The organism is Desulfovibrio piger ATCC 29098 (assembly GCF_000156375.1).
In the GTDB taxonomy this organism is placed as follows: Bacteria; Desulfobacterota; Desulfovibrionia; order Desulfovibrionales; family Desulfovibrionaceae; genus Desulfovibrio; species Desulfovibrio piger.
The window spans coordinates 59,533-79,957 of the sequence record NZ_DS996354.1 but is presented as its reverse complement, the minus strand read 5'-3'; the positions used below and the strand labels follow the sequence as shown (position 1 = coordinate 79,957).

Here is a 20,425-nt window from a genome sequence, read left to right as displayed (position 1 = left end):
GCACCTGTCCCCTTTTTCCCCAAAAGCACTTGACCCGCCCCTGTTCTTTTCCTAGGCTGCCCTTATCCCATCACGACCTGTCTGATCCAAGGAGCACGTCCATGCCCATGCACCATACCTGACGCAACATCACCGGCTTCACGGTGTGGAGCGCAGCGGGGTGGTCGCGCCGACGGCATGTCCTGATTCCTTGACCTTCGCCATATCACGGTCCCCCATCCCCTAGGTCCGTCACGGATCTGCGCGCATCTTTCCAACTTTTGCCGCATCCCGTCTTTGGGGGGTCGCATGAAAAACAGCTTCAATTTCTTCTCGTCCACCACGGGCATCGTGGTCACGGGCCTTATCCTCGGCCTGATCGCCGTCTTTTTGCAGTTCTCCGGCAACCCCGGCAACATGGGCATCTGCGTGGTCTGCTTCAACCGCGACATCGCGGGGGCCGTGGGCCTGCATCGCGCGCCCATCGTCCAGTACCTGCGCCCCGAGATCATGGGCATGGTGCTGGGTTCCCTGGCCGCCGCCCTCTGCTTTGGCGAATACCGCGCCCGCGGTGGTTCCGCCCCGGCCGTCCGCTTTCTGCTGGGCGTCATCGCGGCCATCGGCGCCCTGGTCTTCCTGGGCTGCCCCTGGCGCGTCATCATGCGTCTGGCCGGTGGCGACGCCAACGCCCTGTTCGGCCTGGCCGGTCTGGTGGTCGGCATCGGTCTGGGCACGGTCTTCTTCCGCATGGGCTTCTCCCTGGGCCGCAGCCAGAGCCAGAGCAAGGCATCCGGCCTGATCCTGCCCGGCATCATGCTTGCCCTGGTCGCCGTCTATCTGTTCAACCCGCCCATGGAAGGCCAGCCCCAGAGCGGTGTCCTCTTCTACTCCCTCAAGGGCCCCGGCTCCATGCACGCCCCCTTCCTGCTCTCGCTCGGTGCCGGTCTGCTGGTGGGCTTCCTGGCCCAGCGCAGCCGCTTCTGCACCATGGGCGCCGTGCGTGACGTCCTGCTGTTCAACCAGTGGCATCTGGCCCTGGGCTTCCTGGCCATGCTGGTCGCCGCGCTGGTGGCCAATCTGGCTGTCGGCGGCTTCCATCCCGGCTTCGAAGGACAGCCCGTGGCCCATACCGACGGCCTGTGGAACTTCCTGGGCATGGTGACGGCCGGTCTGGCCTTTGCCCTGGCCGGCGGCTGCCCCGGCCGCCAGCTCTTCATGGCCGGTGAGGGCGACAATGACGCGGCCGTGTTCGTGGTCGGCCTCATCGTGGGCGCGGCCTGTGCCCATAACTTCGGCATGGCTTCCAGCACGGCGGGCATCGGCCCCAACGGCATGCTGGGTGCCCTGGGCGGCCTGGCCGTCTGCCTGCTCATCGGTTTCTTCAATTGCAAGCGAGGTGCGTAATGGCGACCCTTATCGATACTTGCGGGCTCTCCTGCCCCCAGCCTGTCCTGATGTTCCTGACCGCTGCCAAAAAGCAGCCCGACGGCCCCTTCTCCGTCTTGGTGGACAATGAAGCCAGCCGCGAGAACGTGACCCGCGCAGCCCGCAACAGCGGCTTCAGCGTGACGGAAAGTGAAGAGAACGGCATCTGGCGGCTGGAGATCGCCCGCCAGGCCTAACAAGATCCGTGCAGGGGCGGCTTCGGCCGCCCCTTTTCAGGAAACGCATGACCTCGAAGTATTCCCTTTTTTCCTCTCTCGGCCGCCGTCTGGGCGGTCTGTTCAAAAAAGAGAGCGCTGCCGATGCAGGCCCCCGCGCCCTTTCCGACCGGGGGCTGCTGGCCTTTTCCCATACGGGCGACGTCATCCGGGCCGAACGTCTGCTGCGGCAGCAGGGCTTTGACGTGGACGTCAAGGGCCCGCCCCCGCAAATGCGCACCGGTTGCGACATGGTGGTGGCCTTCCCGCTCATCCGCCAGGCCGCTGTGCTGGCCAGCCTGAAAGCGGCCGATCTGGAACCGGAACAGGTGGTCAGCGCCCATGACGTGCTGCTGGAGCCCGTGTCCCTGTTCCAGACCAGCCGTCTGGAGCACTGGCTCATGGTGCGTGCGGCCAACATGAAGATCACGGTGGACTGCCGCGACCGGCGCATCGTCAACATCTCCGGCGGCGGTTGTCCGGACGTGCCCTGGCTGGCCCACTGCCTGTGCGGCAAAACGCTGGATACGGCCCCCGAACCGCTGAGCATGGGGCAGACCCTGTGCTGCTACAGCCTGCAAAAAGCCTTTGAGGAGATACGGAGACAGCTCGCATGTGGATCATAGCCGGAACCATCCCCGACCCTGATTTTTCCCTGCTGGTACCGGAGCGGGAAGGCTCTGCCCCGCGTGCCGCCAGCCTTTCGGAAGCGGGCCTGCACCTGCCCGACGGCCGCACCGTACCTGTGGAACGGGGCACCGCGGCCCTGGCCGCCACGGCCCTGCAGACCTGCACGGCCCTGGGCTGTACGCCCCCTGCCCTGCTGCTGGCCGGAGATACCGGCTCCGGTTCCGGCAGCCGCCAGCTCTATGCCTGGCTGGAAAAAGCCCTGCCCGGCCTGGCTCCGCGCGGTCTGACCTTCCACTATCTCTTCCCCGATGTGGACTGGCACAACCGTCTGCTGCTGGCTGTCCGGGAGCTGGAAAACGCGCCCCTGATGGTGGCCGATGCGGGCTTCATGTATGTGGCCAAAATGAGCGGCTATGCCGATGCCTACGAACTGTTCACCCCGGACGTGGGCGAACTGGCCTTCCTGGCGGATGAAAAAGCGCCCCACCCCTTCTATACGCGCGGCTTCCTGCTGGCCGAGGAGCAGAACATCCCCGTACTGCTGGCCCGGGCACAGGAGCACGGCAACTGCCCCGCCAATCTGATCATCAAGGGCAAGGCCGACCATATCATCCATGAAGGCCACCTCCACGCCGTGGTGGACAGTCCCTCGGTCCCGGCCATGGAATGCATCGGCGGCACCGGCGACATCGTGACCGGCCTCGTCACCGGCCTGCTGTGCGCCGGTCTGTCCACAGCCACGGCCGCTCTGGCCGCCGCACGTCTGGCCCGTCTGCTGGCCGCCCATTGCCGGCCCGATCCGTCCACACCGGTGAGCCGCCTCATCACCGCCCTGCCCGAGATCCTGCCCCGCAGCAAGGATGAGATCCTCGCCCTGGGACGGGCCTGAGCCTTTTCAAAACTATCCCGAAACCGGCGGAAAGCGCCATCGTGGCCATCTTTCCCCGTATCCGGACATCGTTCCCCGACAACACACCCCAAAAGAAGACGGCGGATGCTCCCATGGGAGTATCCGCCGTCTTTGTTTACAGATCGTTCCATGCCGGGACCATCCGAAGAGCCCGGCCGTGCCTGGTGGCTAGCTTTCGGCGCTTTCGCGCATACGGCGTTCCATGCGTTCCATGAGCAGGGGCGACAGCACGCCCAGCACGCACAGGGCGATCAAGATCCAGCACAGGGACGTGGAGAAGAGGATGGACGGGTCACCGTCACTGATGAGCAGCGAGCGGCGCAGACCACGTTCGCCGATGGGACCGAGGATCAGGCCCAGCACGATGGCGGCGGCATTGAAATCGAACTTGCGCGCCAGATAGCCGATGACACCAAAGATGAGCATGATGACCACTTCCACCACGTTATTGTGGATGGCATAGGAGCCGACCACGCACAGCAGGAAGATGGACGGGATGAGGATGGCATCGGACAGGCGGGAGATCTGGGCAAAGCCCTTGCAGCCCAGCATGCCCACGCCCAGCATGAAGAACTGCACCAGCACGAAACCGGCAAAGAAGGTATAGGTCATGCCGGCATAGGTGGTGAACAGCTCCGGTCCGGGCTGCAGGCCGTGGATGATGAGGCCACCCATGAGCACGGCGGTCACGGACTCGCCGGGGATGCCCAGGGTCAGGGTGGGGATGAGCGAACCGCCGGTCACGGCGTTGTTGGCGGCTTCGGAACCCGCCACGCCTTCGATGGAGCCCTTGCCGAACTCATCCTTGTGCTTGGAGAAGCGGCGGGCCTCATTGTAGCCCATGAAGCAGGCGATGGAGGCACCCGCACCGGGCAGGATGCCCACGATGTTGCCGATGAGCCACGAGCGGATGATGGTGGGCGAGATGCGTTTGTATTCCGCCTTGCTCAAACCGAAGCGGTCGGTCATGGCCGAAGCCTTGGGCCGCTGCACGATGCGCTTTTCCGCCAGGATGAGCACCTGCGACATGGAGAACAGGCCGATGAGGGCGCAGGTGGTGTTGACGCCGTTATACAGCGTGGTCTGCCCGAACATGAAGCGCGGCACCCCTTCCATGGGGTCCATGCCGATGGTGGAGATGAGCAGACCGATGCCGCCGGAGATGAGGCCCTTGAGGATGGACTTGGACGACACGCCCGCGATGATGGTCAGGCCGAAGAGCGAGAGCCAGAAATATTCCGGGCTCTTGAACTTCATGGCCAGCTGGGCCAGCAGCGGAGAGAAGAAATACAGCGAGATGCAGCTCAGAAGGCCGCCGCAGAAGGAGGCGAAGCAGGCCGTGAACAGGGCCTTGGCCGCCTTGCCGCGCAGGGTGAGCTGGTAACCTTCGATGGCGGTGGCCGCCGAGGCGGGCGTGCCGGGCGTATGGATGAGGATGGCGCTGATGGAGCCGCCGAAGATGGCACCGCAGTAGATGCCGCCCAGCACGATCAGGCCCGTGGCCGGATCCATGCCGAAGGTGACGGGCAGCAGCAGGGCCACGCCCATGGCGGCGGAAAGGCCGGGCAGACAGCCGATGGTGATGCCCACGATGGTGGACGCCAGCATGGCCAGCAGATTGATGGGCGAGATGGCATGCATGAAGCCTGCAGCCATGAGAGCCAGAGTATCCGTCATGACGATCCCCTTACTTGAACAGCAGGCCCACAGGCAGCGGGACCTTGAGGAAAAGCGTGAACACCGCGTAGATGAGCGCGGCCATGACCACTACCGTCAGCACGATATGCCAGCGCGGGACACGCAAAAAGGCCAGCGTGCCCACAAGATAGCAGATGCTGGCGATATAGAAGCCCGCCACATACATGAGCAGCATGTAGCCCACGCAGCCCAGGCAGATGAAGGCGAACTGCTTCCACTGGAAGCCCGCGAACAGATCGGGCAGATCATTGTGGATGCCCGCCTGGCGGCGCAGCTGCCACAGGCAGCGCACCAGATAGCAGGTATTGAGGACCAGCAGGCCGGCGATGAGGCAGAGGGGATAAGTCTGCGCGTCCGGCGGCAGTTCCAGGGTCATGTACAGAAAAAAGAGCGTGAAGGCATACACCAGTGCCGTCACGCCGATATCGGATCGTTTCATACGGACCGCCTGAATGGAAAACGGCGGGAAAGGTCGCCCTTCCCCGCCGGGACATGACAGAGATTACTTCTTGTACAGCTTGGAGACCACGTCGCGGCAGAAGATCTCCTGCGCGGCGATGAGTTCGGCCAGCTGCTTGTTGTCCTTGAAATCAAGGCTCATGCCGGCCTTCTGGTGAGCCTCGATGCAGGCGGGATCCTGCATGGTCTTGCGGAAGGCTTCCACATAGAAGTCCACGATCTCCTGCGGGGTGCCCTTGGGCAGCACCAGCGCACGGGCGGAACCGTACCATTCCTTGTAGTAGCCCAGCTCGCCCAGGGTGGGCACGTCGGGATATTCGGGCAGACGGGCGGTGTTGAACACGCCCAGGATGCGCAGTTCGGGCTTGTCACCACTGCACAGGGCGGCCACGTCGGCCACCTTAGCGCAGGAGAAGTGCACTTCGCCCTGGCGCAGGGCCAGCAGCTGGTCGGCGGTACCGCCGTAGGGGATGGCCTTGTAATCGAAGCCGGCGGAAGTGGCCAGCAGCTGGGCAGCGGTATGGTTGGAAGCTTCCACACCGTTGGTGGAGCAACGCAGGTTGCCCTTGGCCTTGCAGGCATCCACCAGTTCCTTGAGGCTCTTCCAGGGGCTGTTGGCGCGCACGACCACCACACCGGTCTCGCTCAGCTGGTTGCAGACGGGCACCACGTCGCTGACGGCGAAGGTGGAACCGGGCTGCACGGCCAGGGTGGTGAAGGTGGGCAGGTTGATGAAGCCGATGGTGCGGCCGTCGGGCTTGGAGTTGACCAGCTCGGTCCAGCCGATCTTGCCGTCGCCGCCGGGCAGGTTGTTGATGATGAGGGTCTTGCCCACATACTTTTCGGCCTGGGAAGCCAGCAGGCGCGCACCGGTATCCGTGCCGGAACCGGCCTTGTAAGCCACGATGACGGTCACATCGCCGTCAGGGGTCCACGCAGAAGCTGCCAGCGGCATGGCCAGCAGGCCATGACCAGGAAAGCAAGGATCTTTTTCATGTTTCCTCCTCAAAGATCTGTCGAACTGTGGCGCTTTGGTGACATTTGGGTGACAAGCGTCCGTTTCCCCTTACCGCCTTGCCCTGATGGCGTCAAGGAATGCCTCTTTTTCGCGGGGGTTGCACGGATATTCCCCGGATCCCGCCGGCTTCCGCCATGTGGTCATGCGTCTTGCCGGAGCGGATCGCCCCGCTCTGCTTCCGCTTCGATCCGGGACCATGCGGCAGGCATGCAGAGCCCCTTGCCCGGCAACACAGCGTGACACCGGATATCCAGGGCGGACGCAAGATCAAAAAACGCCGCGCGGCAGGCGTCCATTGTGCGCCGAGGCGCTCAGCAGGCTCAGGCCATAACAAAAAAGCGGCCCGGGACAGACCCGAACCGCTTGAATCTTCTGGTAGCAAGGGAGGGATTTGAACCCCCGACACTGCGGGTATGAACCGCATGCTCTGACCAACTGAGCTACCTTGCCATAGGGCATCCGTGGATTTTCCACAGCGCAGAGATGCATCTACAGAACTTGCTCCCCTTTGGCAAGTATTTTCTGCATTTTCTCCCGGCAAAGAAGAAAATCCTCCCAAAAGGGCATACCCTGTGCAAGGGACAGCAGCATCTCCTCGCCCCTGCCGGAGCCCACTGCCGTCTTCGTCCATCCCGGAACCACCGCGATCCGTCAGGGGCCGATCGCCGCATGAAGGACGTTCCGCAGCAAAGACATCATTTCCGGGGCTTTCCCTCAACCGCCGGCCAGTTCGCCCACAGGCGGGCCGTTATCCGGCATGGAAAAACACACGACAGGTGGAGCCCATAACAAAAGAAGCCCGGGATATTCCCGGGCTTCCTGTCATGTTCTGGTAGCAAGGGAGGGATTTGAACCCCCGACACTGCGGGTATGAACCGCATGCTCTGACCAACTGAGCTACCTTGCCGTAATGGCGTTTCGTGTCCCACTCAACGCAGAGATGTATCTACAGAAGTTGCTCCCCTTTGGCAAGCATTTTTTGGGGATTTCCCCAATTTTTTTAATGCACCATGAAATACCAGATAAAGGGAGCCAGCAGGAGGCGGTACACGGCAAAGGGCACCAGGGTCATGTGGCCCACCAGTCTCACGAAGGCCTTGACCGCGATCAGTGCGGAAATGAAGGAACCGATCATGCCCACGGCAAAGAAGGGGATGTCCGCCGCGGTGAACAGGTGCAGGCTCTTGAGCAGGTCAAAGCCCGTGGCCGCCACCATGATGGGCACGGCGGCGATGAACGAATACTCGGCCGCCAGCGGACGGCGGGCCCCCAGGATCATGCCGCCCATGATGGTGGCCGCCGAACGGGAAAAGCCGGGGAACAGGGCCAGGCACTGGAAGCAGCCGATGCCGAAGGCCAGGCCGGGCGTCATGTCGTCCAGGGTCTCATAGCGGGGATGGAACTGGCGGCGTTCCACAAAGATCATCAATAACGCGCCGATGACGAAGGGGATCAGCACCATGCTCGGCGTGAACAGGCTCTTGATCTGGGAATGCAGCAGCAGGCCCAGCACACAGGCGGGCACGCAGGTGAGGAAAAGCATCCAGATGCCGCGCAGCCCGGCAAAGGGCACGCCCTGTTGCGGCCGCAGCAGGCCCCAGAAACGCCCCCAGTAAAGGACGACCACCGCCATGATGGCCCCCAGCTGGATGACCACCTGGAAGGTCGCAGCCTTTTCACCGCTGAAATTGAGCAGATCGCCCACCAGCACCAGATGGCCCGAGGACGAGACCGGCAGGTATTCCGTCAGCCCTTCCACGATGCTGAGGATGAACGCAACCCACAAATTATCCATATATGCCGTCCTTTGGATCCGAAGACCCGTTGTTTCCCGAAACGGACTCGGCTAAGGTATCCCACAAAAAGGAGAACGCCATGGCCACCATCATGCCCGCTTCGGAACTGGTACGACGAGCTGCCGCCTGGCTGGCGGAACAGCGCGCCCTGTATCCTGAAAAATCCCTGGCCGCCCTTCTGGATGAAGCCGGGATGCGCTTCAACCTCAACCCGTTGGACGCGGCGGCACTGGGCCGCCTGTTCGATCCCAATACGCAGGAAAAGAGCGAATAGGCACCGCCTTTCCTGAACAGCGCCTGAAGCCCGTACGGGACGGCTTGCCGTCCTTTCCGGGAGCCCGGAACGGGATGCCGCTCTTCCCGCATGGCAATAGCCCATCCCGCCAGGGGGCCCGGCAGCACCGGCGCCCGCGGCCAGCCTATAGACGGAAACGCCGGGCATTGCAATCCCCGCCGCACGCATCATGCCGCGAGGTATGAAAAAAGGGAAGGCGGCCTGCTGGTCGTACTCCCCTTGTTCCAGTCTCCCCCATCCCTTGCGGACGGGGGAGCTTTTTTGTCTCTGTCCGGGCGGTTCCCCGCCGCTCTCCCCTGTTCCTCCCTACGGGTGTGGGAAAAGAAAGAGCACGGGGAAGGGAGCGCCTTCTTGCCACCGGCAAAAAAGCCCGCCCCGCCCTTGTCGAACATCGTTTATCCTAGGCGATCTGGCTGCCGTTGGGCACGGGCGCGGCAGGCGTCAGGACGGAGAGTTTGCCGTCCTTTTCCGCGGTCAGCACCATGCCGTTGGACATGAGGCCACGGATCTTGCGCGGGGCCAGGTTGAGCACGGCGATGACCTGCTTGCCCACCAGTTCCTCGGGCTTGTAGTAGTCAGCCAGGCCGGACAGGATCTGGCGCGGCTGGCCTTCGTCAAAGTCGATCTCCAGGCGCAGGATGCGGTCGGCATTGGGATGCTTTTCCGCCACGACCACAGTCCCGGCGCGCATCTCCACGGCCTTGAACTGGTCGAAGCTGATCTCGCCGCTCTGGCCTTCGGCGGCAGGAGCGGCCTTGGGGGCTTCCTGCTTCTTTTCCTTCTTGGCCTTGAGGGCCTTTTCGGCCGGGGCTTCCTGCTGCAGGGCCTTGACGTCGATGCGCGGGAAGAGGTTGGAGCTGGCCGCCACTTCGGTGCCGGGCTGCAGACCGTCAAAGTTGCCGGCCTCGGCTTCCAGAGAGGTGGTCACGGGGCCTTCGCCGGGCTGCTGGCCCAGCTGTTCCAGCAGGGTGCGGGAAGCATCGGGCATGACGGCCCACAGGCACAGGGCCACCTTGCGCATGGCCGACAGCAGCACGTACATGACCGTGCCCAGACGCATGGTGTCGCCCTGCTTGAACAGGGTCCACGGAGCCTGCGAGTCCACGTACTTGTTGAGCGCGCGCACCAGATCCCACAGGGAATCCAGGCCCTGGGCGAACTGGGTGTTGCCGAACAGCTGGATATAGTTGGTCATGGCCGTGGCGCACAGCTCGACGATGGCCTTGTCGTCCTCGCTGAATTCGCCGGGCTGGGGCACCTTGCTTTCAAAGTATTTGGCCGTCATGGACAGCACGCGGCTGAACAGGTTGCCCAGGTCGTTGGCCAGGTCGGCGTTGATGCGGGTCACCATGCCTTCTTCGCTGAAGGAGGCGTCGGAACCGAAATGCATCTCGCGCAGCAGGAAATAGCGGAAGGCGTCCAGACCGTACTTCTGGCGCATCTCCAGCGGCTCGACCACGTTGCCCAGGGACTTGGACATCTTGGTATCGCGCACCAGCCAGTAGCCGTGCACGTTGAGATGCTGGTACATGGGCAGGCCGGCGGCCTTGAGCATGGTGGGCCAGAACACGGCATGGGGCTTGAGGATGTCCTTGGCCACCAGATGTTCGCCGGGCCAGAAAGTCTTGTACTTTTCACCGTCGGGCCAGCCCAGGGCGCTGATGTAGTTCAACAGGGCGTCGAACCACACATAGCAGACGTAATCTTTGTCGAAGGGCAGCTCGATGCCCCAGGTCAGGCGGGACTTGGGACGGGAGATGCACAGGTCTTCCAGCGCGCCCGATTCCAGCATGGACAGCACTTCGTTGCGGTAGCGCTCGGGGCGGATGAAGTCGGGATGGCTTTCGATGTATTCCCGCAGCCAGGGCAGGTACTTGGACATGCGGAAGAAGTAGTTCTTCTCGCTGATGAACTCAGGCTTGGTCAGGTGCTGGGGGCACAGACCGTTCTCCAGCTCCTTCTCCGTATAGAAGCGTTCGCAGCCGTAGCAGTAGTGGCCGCCGAACTCGCCGAAATAGATGTCACCGGCATCATAGACCTGCTGCAGGAAGCGCTGCACGCGGGCCTTGTGGTCTTCGTCGGTGGTACGCACGAAGGCGTCGTTCTCGATGCCCAGATGCGGCCACAGCTGCTGGAACAGACCGCTGATGCCGTCCACGAATTCCTTGGGGGAGACGCCCTGCTTTTCGGCGGCCTTGACGATCTTGTCACCGTGTTCGTCCGTACCGGTCAGGAACATGGTGTTGTCGCCCAGGGTCTTGTGGAAACGCGACAGGGAGTCGGCCACGATGGTGGTATAGGCATGTCCCAGATGGGGCTTGGCATTCACATAGTAAATGGGGGTGGTGATGTAAAAGTTCTTCACGTCTGACTCCGTTTATTCGGCAGCGCCGTCCTGCCGTTGCTGCGACTTGCGGCGACGGCGGCGGCGACTTTTGCTGTTCTCTGCGGGGGCGGCTTCCGCCTGCGGCTGGGCTTCCGGCCCGGCGGTCAGGGGCGCATCAGGCGGCAGCACATCGGCGAACAGATTGGGATCGTCCACGTTCTCCGGCGTGACGGAGACCACCAGCAGGCCATCCCCCTGCGCCGCCTTCTGGGGCTGCTGCGCCTGTTTGGGCTGGACATTGTTGGGATGGGGCTCGGGACGATGCGGATCCAGGGCCTGCCATTCTTCCAGCGTCAGTTCCTGTTCTTCGTTGTTCTCGTTGAGCACGGAAAGCGAATTGCGGAACATATTGGCCCGCAGGACCTTCATGGTGCCCTGCGTAGTCTGGTACTTCTTGCCCAGACGCGGGCAATTGTGATGGAAGCGGTCGTAGTTCTCCTGCTCGTAGGAAAGGCAGCAGAGCAGGCGACCGCAGATGCCCGAAATCTTGGCAGGGTTGAGGAACAGGTTCTGCTCCTTGGCCATGCGGATGGTCACGGGAGCAAACTTGCGCAGGTAACGGCGGCAGCAGCAGACCATGCCGCAGTTGCCCACGGCCCCCACCATCTGGGTCTCGTGGCGCACGCCTATCTGGCGCAGCTCGATGCGGGCACGGTATTCGCGCACCAGATCCTTGACCAGCTCGCGAAAATCGATGCGGGCCGGCGCCGTGAAGTAGAAGATGAGCTTGCTGCGGTCAAAAAAGACCTCCACATCCACGAGCTTCATGTCCAGGCGGCGGTCACGGATGCACTGACGGCAGAATTCCGTGGCCTCACGGGCCAGTTTCTCGTTGGTGCGGCCCTCGGCCAGGTCTTCTTCCGTGGCCCGGCGCTCGATGGGCGTCAGGCTCTCCGGCTCCACACCGGCCACATAATCATAGGGACCGGAAACCACCTGCGCCAGGGCCTGCCCCTGATCGGCCGCGATCAGCACATGATCGCCCACGGCCAGATCGGCAGGGCCCGTATGGTACAGGGTCTGTCCCAAAGCGCGAAAGCGCAAACCGTATATTGGCATAGTTTCCAATCTTTGTTGCGGGGATTATCTGAATCTCTTTACATCGGGCATATCCGGGCCGCTGTCAACAGGCAGGGCCCGCTCCGGTACGGGCCGAAAAATGTTTTTCCTTTCCGCCCGCCGCCAGCCGCCTTCCTGCCCTGCCGCCGCTCCACGGATCCATTTTATACGGGGGAACGCTGCCATATGGCGACACCTGCGCCCTTGCCGTGCAGCGCGCTTCCTTTCCAGAACAGCCGGGCTTTCCCTTGCTATGCAGTTCTGCCTGTTTTAGAATCGTGACAAGGAGAATACCATCATGATTTCACGAGACGAAGCGCTGGCCCTGCTGGCGGAAAACCATGTCCAGGCAGGCCTGCTGCAACACTCTATCGCTTCCGAGGCCGTCATGCGGGCACTGGCCCGTGAATTTGGTGAAGATGAAGAGCTGTGGGGCCTGACCGGCCTGCTGCACGATGTGGACTATCCCGCCACGGAAGCCACACCGGAAAAACATGGCCTGGAAGGCGCCCGCCTTCTGGAGGGCAAACTGCCCGAAGAAGCCCTGACCGCCATCCGCGCCCACAACGGCGAGATGACCGGCTGTGCGCCCGAGACCCGTTTCGACTATGCCCTGCGCTGCGGCGAGACCATCACCGGCCTCATCAGCGCCGCCGCCCTGATGCGTCCCACGGGCTATGAAGGCATGGAGGTCAAGAGCATCAAGAAAAAGATGAAGGACAAGGCCTTTGCCGCCAGCGTCTGCCGCGACAACATCCGCCAGTGCGAACAGGCGGGCCTGCCGCTGGATGCCTTCCTGGCCCTTTCCATCGCCGCCATGCGCGACTGCTTCTCGCAGCCTGCCTAACCGAGCATCCCACCACGAGGTGAAGCATGACCCAACCCGGCGCCATCGATACCAGCATCCGTACTCTCGGCACCCCCAAGCTCACGTCCCGGCTGCCCTACCGTACCTGGGTGGATGATGTGCGCCTGCCCATACAGGTGGACAGGGAACTCTGCGACGAGTTCACCGAACCCGTACGCCTGGATTTCGAGGCTGCCGGCCCCCGGAAAAAACTTTACTTCGATCCCAGCCGGGCAAAATGCGCCATCGTGACCTGCGGTGGCCTTTGCCCGGGGCTCAATGACGTCATCCGCGCCATCGTCATGGAGGCGCACCACGCCTACCATGTGCCCTCCATCATGGGCATCCGTTACGGGCTGGAAGGCTTCATCCCGGCCTGCGGCCATCAGCCCATGGAGCTGACGCCCGAACGCGTGGCCGACATCCACCGTTTCGGCGGCACCATCCTGGGCTCGTCGCGCGGTCCCCAGTCCGCGGAAGAGATCGTGGACAGTCTGGAGCGCTCCAACGTCAGCATTTTGTTCGTCATCGGCGGTGACGGCAGCATGAAGGCCGCCCTGAGCATCAGCCGCGAGGTACAGGCGCGCAACCTCAAGATCGCCGTCATCGGCATCCCCAAGACCATCGACAACGACATCAACTTCATCCCCCAGTCCTTCGGCTTCGAGACGGCCGTTTTCAAGGCCACCGAAGCCATCGAATGCGCCCATACCGAGGCCAGGGGCATGCCCAACGGCATCGGCCTGGTCAAGCTCATGGGCCGGGAATCGGGCTTCATCGCGGCCCAGGCCACGCTGGCCATGAAGGAAGTGAACTTCGTCCTGGTGCCGGAAGCGCCCTTCACCCTTGAAGGGGAAGGCGGCCTGCTGCCCGCGCTGGAAGAGCGCCTGAAAAGCCGCCATCATGCCGTCATCGTGGCGGCCGAAGGCGCCGGCCAGCACCTGCTGGACCGTTCCGGCGCCACCGACGCCTCGGGCAACCTGCTGCTGGGCGACGTGGCCGACCTGCTGCGCTCCGAGATCAAGCGCTACATGGACGCGCGCGGCATCCCCCACGCGCTCAAATACATCGACCCCAGCTACATCATCCGTTCCGTACCGGCCACGGCCAATGACAAGGTCTATTGCGGCTTCCTGGGCCAGTATGCCGTCCATGCGGCCATGGCCGGGCGCACCGACATGGTGGTGGGCAAAATCCAGGACCGCTACGTGCATCTGCCGCTGGAGCTGGTGACGCGCCGCCGCCGCAAGCTCAACATCTATTCCGACCTCTGGCGTGCCGCGCTGGAATCCACGGGACAGGGCATGCTGGCCGGCATGCTGCCGCAGCAGGAGACGCATGGCTAGTCTGTACCAAGTCAAGGCTTCCGCCGGGTCAGGCAAGACCTATGACCTGACCCGGCGTTTTTTGTGTCTGCTGGCGGCCTGCGGGTCACCGGCACCGGCCGCTGCCGCCTCCTGCGGGCTGGGCAACGGCCCCTCGGGCTGGGACGAGATCCTGGCCATCACCTTCACCAATGCCGCCGCCGGCGAGATGCGCGACCGCGTCATCGGCCGTCTCAAGGCCATCGCCCTGGGCACGCCGGAAAAGGACATCCCCCTGACGCCCGACATGGCCGCCCGCTGGCTGGACGTCATCCTGCGCGATCTGGCCAGCCTCAACATCCGCACCATCGACAGCCTGCTCCATGCCATCGTACGTTCGGCCTCCCTGCAGCTGGATCTGCCCCCGGATTTCCAGCCCGCCTTCGTGAGCATGGATGCCGTGACGCCCTATCTCGACACCCTGCTCAACCAGGCCTCCCAGGGCAACGAAGCCATGGAAAAACTGCTGCGTGACCTCTACTGGGCCATCGTCCATGTGCAGCAGAGCAAGGGCTTCAACGCCGGGGAAAAGCTGGGCGACATCATCCGCCCCCTGCTGGACGGCATCCTGCGCGGCGAGTTCACGGACATCGCGGGCCCGGAAGAGCTGGAAAAACGCCACCGGCAGCACTGGCACAGGACCATCGCTCTGGTCACGGACGTGCTGGAGGCGGAAGAACGCGCAGGGACGAAACTCCATGCCACGAGCCGCAAGGCCCTGGTGCGTCTTCAGGAACGGGATGAAGGGGCCTTCAAGCTCAAATCCATCGCCGAGCCCGAGGTCGACAAATTCCTCACGGCCAAAACGAAGCGTACGGAAGAGCTGCTGTCGGCCCTGGAGGCCCTGACGGCCTGGCTGCCGGATTTCAGCCGCCGCCATGCCCTGCTGCGTTCGGCCCGCAATTTCGCCCCGGCCGTCCAGCTGGCCACCCTGCTGGTCCACGCCATGAGAGCCAACCAGCAACAGGAGGGCACCCTGCCCGCCGTCCTGGTGCCGGAGCTGGCCGGTTCGGTGCTCAGCGGCAGCTTTGGCGTCTCCGAGGCCCTGTGCCGCCTGGGCAGCCGCCTGCAATATTTCCTGCTGGACGAGTTCCAGGACACCAGCCGCGAACAGTGGCAGGCCCTGAGCCCGCTGGTGGAAGAAGCCCTTTCCCGGGGCGGCTCCCTGACCTGGGTGGGCGACGTCAAGCAGGCCATCTACGGCTGGCGCGGCGGGGATGCGGCCCTTTTTGACGGCATCGAAGCGCCCTTGCGCCGTCTGGCCCCGGACGTGCGCCACGAAACGCTCACGGCCAACTGGCGCAGCTGCCGTCAGATCATCGCGCACAACAACGCCCTGTTCTCGCCGCTGGAGGATGCCTCCGTGGCCCGGCAGGCCCTTGCCGCCCTGATGCCGCAAGAGACGCCGGACGATCTGCTGGACAGCTATGCAAGACGCGTGGCCGCGGGCTATGCAGGAACGGCCCAGGATTTTTCGCCCAGCTCGCCTTCCGGCGGCCTCGTGCGTGTGGAAGCCATCGACGCGGACAACAGCGAGGAACTCAACGCCGCCGTGCTGGGACGCCTGCGTCACGTGCTCCGGCAGGAACTGGCCCCGCGCCGCCCCTGGCAGGACATGCTGGTACTGGTACGCAGCAATGCTCAGGCCGCCCTGGTGGCCGAAGATTTGGCCGCTGCCGACATCCCCATCGTCACGGAGAACAGCCTGCTGCTGTCCACCCATCCCCTGGTGATCCAGAGCGTGGCCCTGTTGCAGTTCCTGTGCAATGCGGAAGACGAGCTGGCCCTCTGGACCGTGGTCACGGGCAGCCTGGTGCAGCAGGGCCCCCTGCCCGTACCCGATCTGCAGGTCTTGCACGACAGTTGCGTGGGCAGGGGCAGTATCCCCCTGGTCCAGCATCTGCAGCAGGGCTTCCCCGAGTTCTGGACCGCGGTGCTGGCGCCTTTCCACAATCAGGCCGGGCTCATGACACCGTACGACACGGTCATGGAATGGTACGACCGCCTCCGGGTCTTCGAACGTTATCCCGATGCCGATGTCTTCCTGCGCTGCTTCCTCGAAGTGCTCAAGAATGCCGAGGACCAGGGGCTGGCCACCCTGCCCGACTTTTTGGCCCACTGGCAGGAAAAGGGCGAGGAAGAAAAAGTCCCCATGCCCGAAGGCATCGACGCCGTGCGCATCATGACCGTCCACAAATCCAAGGGTCTCGAGGCCCCTGTGGTCCTCCTGCCCTGGACCGACGCGTCCCTGAAGGCGAGCGATCCGGTGCTCATGGAAGAAGACGGCCTGCGCATGGTCTGCAAGAACGGGCCGCATTGCGGCAGGGTCTACTACGAGGCCCTGTTGCGGCAGGCCATGGAACTGCTCAACCAGTTCTATGTGGCCTTCACCCGGGCACGGGAAGAGCTCCTTGTCTTCCGCACCAGTGCCGCCACCGTGCGCAAGGGCTGCGGCAGCGACGCCCTGGATGTCCTTTGGCAACAGGCCGGGCTCGACGTCCCCTACCAGCTGGAAGGCGGGGACGATGTGCTGCATCCTGTCCAGCCCCCGGTGGCGGAGGATGAAGAGGAAGATACGGCCCCGGCACCGGAAGCCGCAGAGGCCGATACCGTTCCCGATCGACTTTCCGGCGGGCGGGCGGCCCCCTCCGTGCCGGAAGAGGACTGGCGGCCCATGCAATGGCTGCCCCGGCTCAAGATCTACCGCAACCCGCTGGAACGGATGCACTTTTCCGCACGGGATCGCGGCACCCTGCTCCATGCCTGCCTGGAACAGCTGCCCCTGGGCGGCCTTAGTGAGGACAATATCAGGGCAGCCGTGCGGGAGGTGCTTGCCACCATCCCCCTTGCCGACGGTCAGGATGCCCCTGACAGGGAAAGCGTCACCGCCGATATGGAATCCTGCCTGCTCTGGCTGCTGCGCCTGCCCCAGTTCGGCCTCTGGCAGCAGCGCGGCGTCCCGGAGCAATCCATGCTGGCCGCCGACGGCCCCCGCAGGGAGCTCTTGCGTGCCGACCTCATCGTCCCGCTGTCCTGGGGGACCCTGGTGGTGGACTACAAGAGCGGCAGGGTCATGGACGAACATGTCCGGCAGGTGCAACGCTACCTGCGCTGTCTGGAACAGAGCGGTACGGCGGTGGCCCGCGGTCTGCTCATCTATCTGGACAAACAGTCCTTCCGCCTGGTGGAACCCGAAAACGCTTCGGAACTGTTTACGGATCTTGGAGCCTATCCCCGTTATTTCTGTGAGGACGAGGCATGAGCAGCCCCTTCCATATCTTTTCCTGGCAGCACCCTTTCCTGCCTGCCCTGAAACAGGCCACCGACCTCTGGAGCGGCGGGCGGCCCGGTGATGCCGTCATCATCGTCCCCCACAACCGTCCGTGGCGGTATCTTGTGGACATCTATGCCGCTGCCGGGGCCACCGGCCTGCTGCCCAAGGTCCTTTCCCTGCCGGACATGGTGCGCCTGTGGCGCATGCACGCCAGCCCCGTGCCGCTGCGCACGGCCTGCCTGCTGGACAGGGTGGCCCTGCTGCGGGACTGCGTCCTCGATCTGGCCGATGAAGACCACGAGCTGGAAAAGCGCTTCGGCGATCTGGCCCCGGGCGCCTTCCTGCCCTGGGGCATCCGCCTGGCCAACCTGCTGGAAGAGCTGCTGGGCCAGAACATGGTCACCGACGACCTGCCTTTCATCGACGAGGTGAGCCCCCCGGCCGCGGCCCTGCTGGGCGCCCTGGGGCGCATCCGTGATGCCTATGTAGCCGCGCTGGCCCAAAAGGGCTGGACCACGCCGGGCCATGACTTCTGGCTGGCCGCCCGCCATGCGGAGGACATCCCCGATCTGCTACGCCCTGCGGACGGGCACCCCGTGCTGCTGGCCGGTTTTTCCCTGCTCACCGAGACCGAGGACATCCTGCTCCGCAGCCTCTGGCAGGCCGGGGCCCGCGTCTGCCTGCATACGGATCCCGCCCTGGCCCGGCATGACGAGGACGGCCGGTCGGCCGTACACTGGGCCTGCCAAGAACACGTCCAGTGGTTGCAGCGCTGGCAGGCCACGGCCCGCCCCTGGGAGGAGGACACGCCCTCCCCGGCGGATGACGGGCAAAAATGGCATTATTTCGCGGGCTACGACCTCCACTCCCAGCTCAAGGCCCTGCAACGGGATCTGGATGCCCCATCGGAGGCTTCCACGGCCATCCTGCTGACCCACGGTGACCTTCTGCTGCCCGTGCTGCATCACCTGCCGGACAAGGAAGTCAACATCTCCATGGGCTATCCCCTGGACCGCTCACCCCTTTTCCATCTGCTGGACAGCCTGTTCCGCCTGCATGAAGGCCGGGACAAGGACGGGCTCTTTTACTGGCGACATCTGCTGGCCTGCCTGCGCCATCCCTATCTGGGCATGCTGCAGGCCTCCGCTCCCGAAGGGGAAACAGGCACGGGACAGCCCCTGCGCCCCCTGCTGCGCCGTCTGGAACGCCGCATCCGCAGCGGCAGGCGTCTGGTGGCCCTGGATGACCTGCTGGATACTCTGGCGGAAGGTGAAGGATGCGCGGATGAAACGACCGGCCCGGACGGGCCCCTTCCGCCCCCCAGCCCCGAACGCGCCTTGCTGGAAGAGCTGCTGCACCTGCTGCTGGAAGATTTCGGCGACGTCGCCACGCTGGCCGGTCTGGCCGGGGCCCTGCTGCGCCTGAGCGACTTCCTGACCCGGCACGGCCAAGCCGTCTGGGAACGCTTTCCCCTGGATGCCGAGGCCCTGTACCGGCTGGTGCGCCACTGCGTGCCGGAATTGCAGCACAATGCCCTGTCCGGCGAGGAGATGCTCCCCCGCCTCCTGCACGGTCTGGCCCGCCAGCTGCTGCAACAGCAGCGCATCCCCTTCGAGGCCGACCCGCTGGGCGGCGTGCAGGTACTGGGCATGCTGGAAAGCCGTCTGCTCCAGTTCGACCGCATCTTCATCGTCGATGCCACCGATGACGTCCTGCCCGGTGCCCCCGGTCAGGATCCCCTGCTGCCGGACAGCCTGCGCCGCATCCTCGGCCTGCCCGATGCCCGCCGCCGGGAACGGGCGGCCTCCCACACGCTCTACCGCCTGTGCGCCTGCGCCCGCGAAGTGCGCTTTTACTGGCAGGAAAGCCAGGGACGCTCGGGGCTCATGGACAGCAAGAAGGCCCGCAGCCGTTTTGTGGAACAGCTCATCTGGGCGCACGAACAGCGTACCGGGGCCATCCTCAAGCCGGGCACGCCGCCGCTGGCTGTGGCCACCTGTGCCGTGGCCCCCATGCCGCCCCGCGAGCTGTCCCTGAAACGCAACCAGGCCCTGCAGGATGCCATGCGGGACTTTTTGGCCGCGCCCATCTCTCCCACAGCCCTGGATACCTATTTGCGGTGCCCGTTGTCCTTCGTCTGGAAACATCTGTGCCGTTTCCGGCCTGTCCAGGAGGTCAACGAAAAGGACGACCCGGCAGAAGTGGGCTCTGTGCTGCACGATGTGCTGCAACAGCTCTACCGCCCGTATCGCGGCAAACCGGTGGGGGCCGGGACCTTCGACATGGCCGTCATGCGCGCCGAGCTGCAGCATCAGATAGAAAAGCACGACCTGCGGACCCAGCTGCCTCCCGACAGCCTGATGATGTTCTCCATGGCGGCCCCGCGCCGTCTGGAGGAATACCTCTGCAACCAGCCGGCCGCCACCATCCTGGAGCTGGAATATCCCCTGACCCAGGTCATCCGCTGCAACGGCCGGGAGTATACGTTCAAGGGACGTCTGGACAGGCTGGACAGACGGGAAGACGGCCTTTGCATCGTGGACTACAAGACCGGCATCATCAACAGCCCTGCCGGGGCCCTTTGGGATGATGAAGCCCTGTTCCTCCAGATGGCACAGGTCAGGGACGCACGGCTTCCTCTGGAGGATCGCCGCCGGCTGGCCGCCGTGGTTTTCGACCAGCTGGCCGAGAAGCTGCGAATGATCCAGCTGCCCGCCTATCTGTGCATGCTGCACGCCGCCGGTTTCACGGAACTGCACGACGCCGCCCTGGTGGAATTGCGCGACAAGGGGCGGGAATACTGGCTGTTCGGCCCCAGGCTGGATCTGGACAATGACGAACGCATCCGTCAATGCTTCGACGTCCTCTCCCTGCTGCTCTGGCATATGGAGCACGGCCCGGATTTCACCGGCCGCCCGGGCGAAGGCTGCCGCTGGTGCGATTATCAGGCACTTTGCCATGCCTGATAAAGACAGCAGCCTTGTGAAAACAAGTTTTTTCTGGTACTGATTTCCGAAAACTGATTTCAATACCGCCCCTCGAGGGCTTTACCTTATAGCGCCATGTTGGA

The 20,425-nt window shown here is 64.0% G+C and carries 15 protein-coding genes and 2 tRNA genes; 9 read left to right on the top strand and 8 right to left on the bottom strand.

Annotated features, from left to right (window positions below):
- Positions 1-288 precede the first annotated feature (288 nt).
- The 4 genes from yedE to DESPIG_RS02430 are packed head-to-tail and all read left to right on the top strand — an operon-like array spanning position 289 to position 3,138.
- Complete coding sequence (gene yedE, locus DESPIG_RS02445; RefSeq protein WP_006004624.1) at positions 289-1,383, top strand: YedE family putative selenium transporter; 1,095 nt, start codon at positions 289-291, stop codon at positions 1,381-1,383.
- Positions 1,383-1,601, top strand: a complete 219-nt coding sequence (locus DESPIG_RS02440) for a sulfurtransferase TusA family protein (protein WP_006004622.1) — start codon at positions 1,383-1,385, stop codon at positions 1,599-1,601. The genes yedE and DESPIG_RS02440 overlap by 1 nt, the downstream gene beginning before the upstream one ends.
- Positions 1,602-1,648: 47 nt before the next feature.
- Positions 1,649-2,245, top strand: coding sequence for a putative Se/S carrier protein (locus DESPIG_RS02435; RefSeq protein WP_006004620.1), 597 nt, complete (start codon positions 1,649-1,651; stop codon positions 2,243-2,245).
- Positions 2,233-3,138 carry an NAD(P)H-hydrate dehydratase gene (locus DESPIG_RS02430; RefSeq protein ID WP_006004618.1) on the top strand — a complete coding sequence of 302 codons (906 nt, stop codon included), beginning with the start codon at positions 2,233-2,235 and terminating at the stop codon, positions 3,136-3,138. Before DESPIG_RS02435 ends, DESPIG_RS02430 begins: the two co-directional genes overlap by 13 nt.
- 189 nt (positions 3,139-3,327) lie before the next feature.
- Here the strand turns inward: DESPIG_RS02430 and DESPIG_RS02425 are convergent, their stop codons facing one another.
- The 6 genes from DESPIG_RS02425 to DESPIG_RS02400 form a co-directional block, all read right to left on the bottom strand.
- Positions 3,328-4,836 carry a tripartite tricarboxylate transporter permease gene (locus tag DESPIG_RS02425; protein WP_006004616.1) on the bottom strand — a complete coding sequence of 503 codons (1,509 nt, stop codon included), beginning with the start codon at positions 4,834-4,836 and terminating at the stop codon, positions 3,328-3,330.
- Positions 4,837-4,846: 10 nt separating this feature from the next.
- Complete coding sequence (locus DESPIG_RS02420) at positions 4,847-5,296, bottom strand: tripartite tricarboxylate transporter TctB family protein (RefSeq protein ID WP_006004614.1); 450 nt, start codon at positions 5,294-5,296, stop codon at positions 4,847-4,849.
- Positions 5,297-5,359: 63 nt separating this feature from the next.
- Entirely contained in the window at positions 5,360-6,271 is a 912-nt protein-coding gene (locus tag DESPIG_RS02415; protein ID WP_006004613.1) for a tripartite tricarboxylate transporter substrate binding protein, read from the bottom strand.
- Positions 6,272-6,707: 436 nt separating this feature from the next.
- Positions 6,708-6,784, bottom strand: a tRNA-Met gene (locus DESPIG_RS02410).
- Positions 6,785-7,164: 380 nt separating this feature from the next.
- A tRNA-Met gene (locus DESPIG_RS02405) sits at positions 7,165-7,241 on the bottom strand.
- Between the two features lie 93 nt (positions 7,242-7,334).
- Entirely contained in the window at positions 7,335-8,129 is a 795-nt protein-coding gene (locus DESPIG_RS02400; protein WP_006004607.1) for an undecaprenyl-diphosphate phosphatase, read from the bottom strand.
- An 80-nt stretch (positions 8,130-8,209) separates the two neighbouring features.
- On the opposite strand from DESPIG_RS02400, the gene DESPIG_RS02395 reads away from it, so the two are divergent.
- Positions 8,210-8,404 (top strand): hypothetical protein, encoded by a 195-nt coding sequence (locus DESPIG_RS02395; protein WP_040369122.1) that lies wholly within the window; start codon positions 8,210-8,212, stop codon positions 8,402-8,404.
- Positions 8,405-8,825: 421 nt separating this feature from the next.
- Here the strand turns inward: DESPIG_RS02395 and metG are convergent, their stop codons facing one another.
- Positions 8,826-10,790 (bottom strand): methionine--tRNA ligase, encoded by a 1,965-nt coding sequence (metG, locus tag DESPIG_RS02390; protein ID WP_006004602.1) that lies wholly within the window; start codon positions 10,788-10,790, stop codon positions 8,826-8,828.
- A gap of 12 nt (positions 10,791-10,802) precedes the next feature.
- Positions 10,803-11,870 (bottom strand): PSP1 domain-containing protein, encoded by a 1,068-nt coding sequence (locus DESPIG_RS02385; RefSeq protein ID WP_006004600.1) that lies wholly within the window; start codon positions 11,868-11,870, stop codon positions 10,803-10,805.
- Positions 11,871-12,168: 298 nt separating this feature from the next.
- On the opposite strand from DESPIG_RS02385, the gene DESPIG_RS02380 reads away from it, so the two are divergent.
- The 4 genes from DESPIG_RS02380 to DESPIG_RS02365 are packed head-to-tail and all read left to right on the top strand — an operon-like array spanning position 12,169 to position 20,321.
- A complete protein-coding gene (locus tag DESPIG_RS02380; RefSeq protein WP_006004595.1) occupies positions 12,169-12,717 on the top strand; it encodes an HDIG domain-containing metalloprotein in 549 nt (182 codons plus the stop codon).
- A gap of 26 nt (positions 12,718-12,743) precedes the next feature.
- Positions 12,744-14,063: an ATP-dependent 6-phosphofructokinase gene (locus tag DESPIG_RS02375; protein WP_006004593.1), complete on the top strand. Its 1,320-nt coding sequence runs from the start codon at positions 12,744-12,746 to the stop codon at positions 14,061-14,063.
- The gene (locus tag DESPIG_RS02370) at positions 14,056-17,343 is read left to right on the top strand and encodes a UvrD-helicase domain-containing protein (protein WP_006004591.1); all 3,288 of its coding nucleotides are present in this window, start codon (positions 14,056-14,058) and stop codon (positions 17,341-17,343) included. The genes DESPIG_RS02375 and DESPIG_RS02370 overlap by 8 nt, the downstream gene beginning before the upstream one ends.
- Positions 17,340-20,321 (top strand): PD-(D/E)XK nuclease family protein, encoded by a 2,982-nt coding sequence (locus DESPIG_RS02365; RefSeq protein WP_006004589.1) that lies wholly within the window; start codon positions 17,340-17,342, stop codon positions 20,319-20,321. The genes DESPIG_RS02370 and DESPIG_RS02365 overlap by 4 nt, the downstream gene beginning before the upstream one ends.
- The last annotated feature ends 104 nt before the right edge of the window (positions 20,322-20,425 follow it).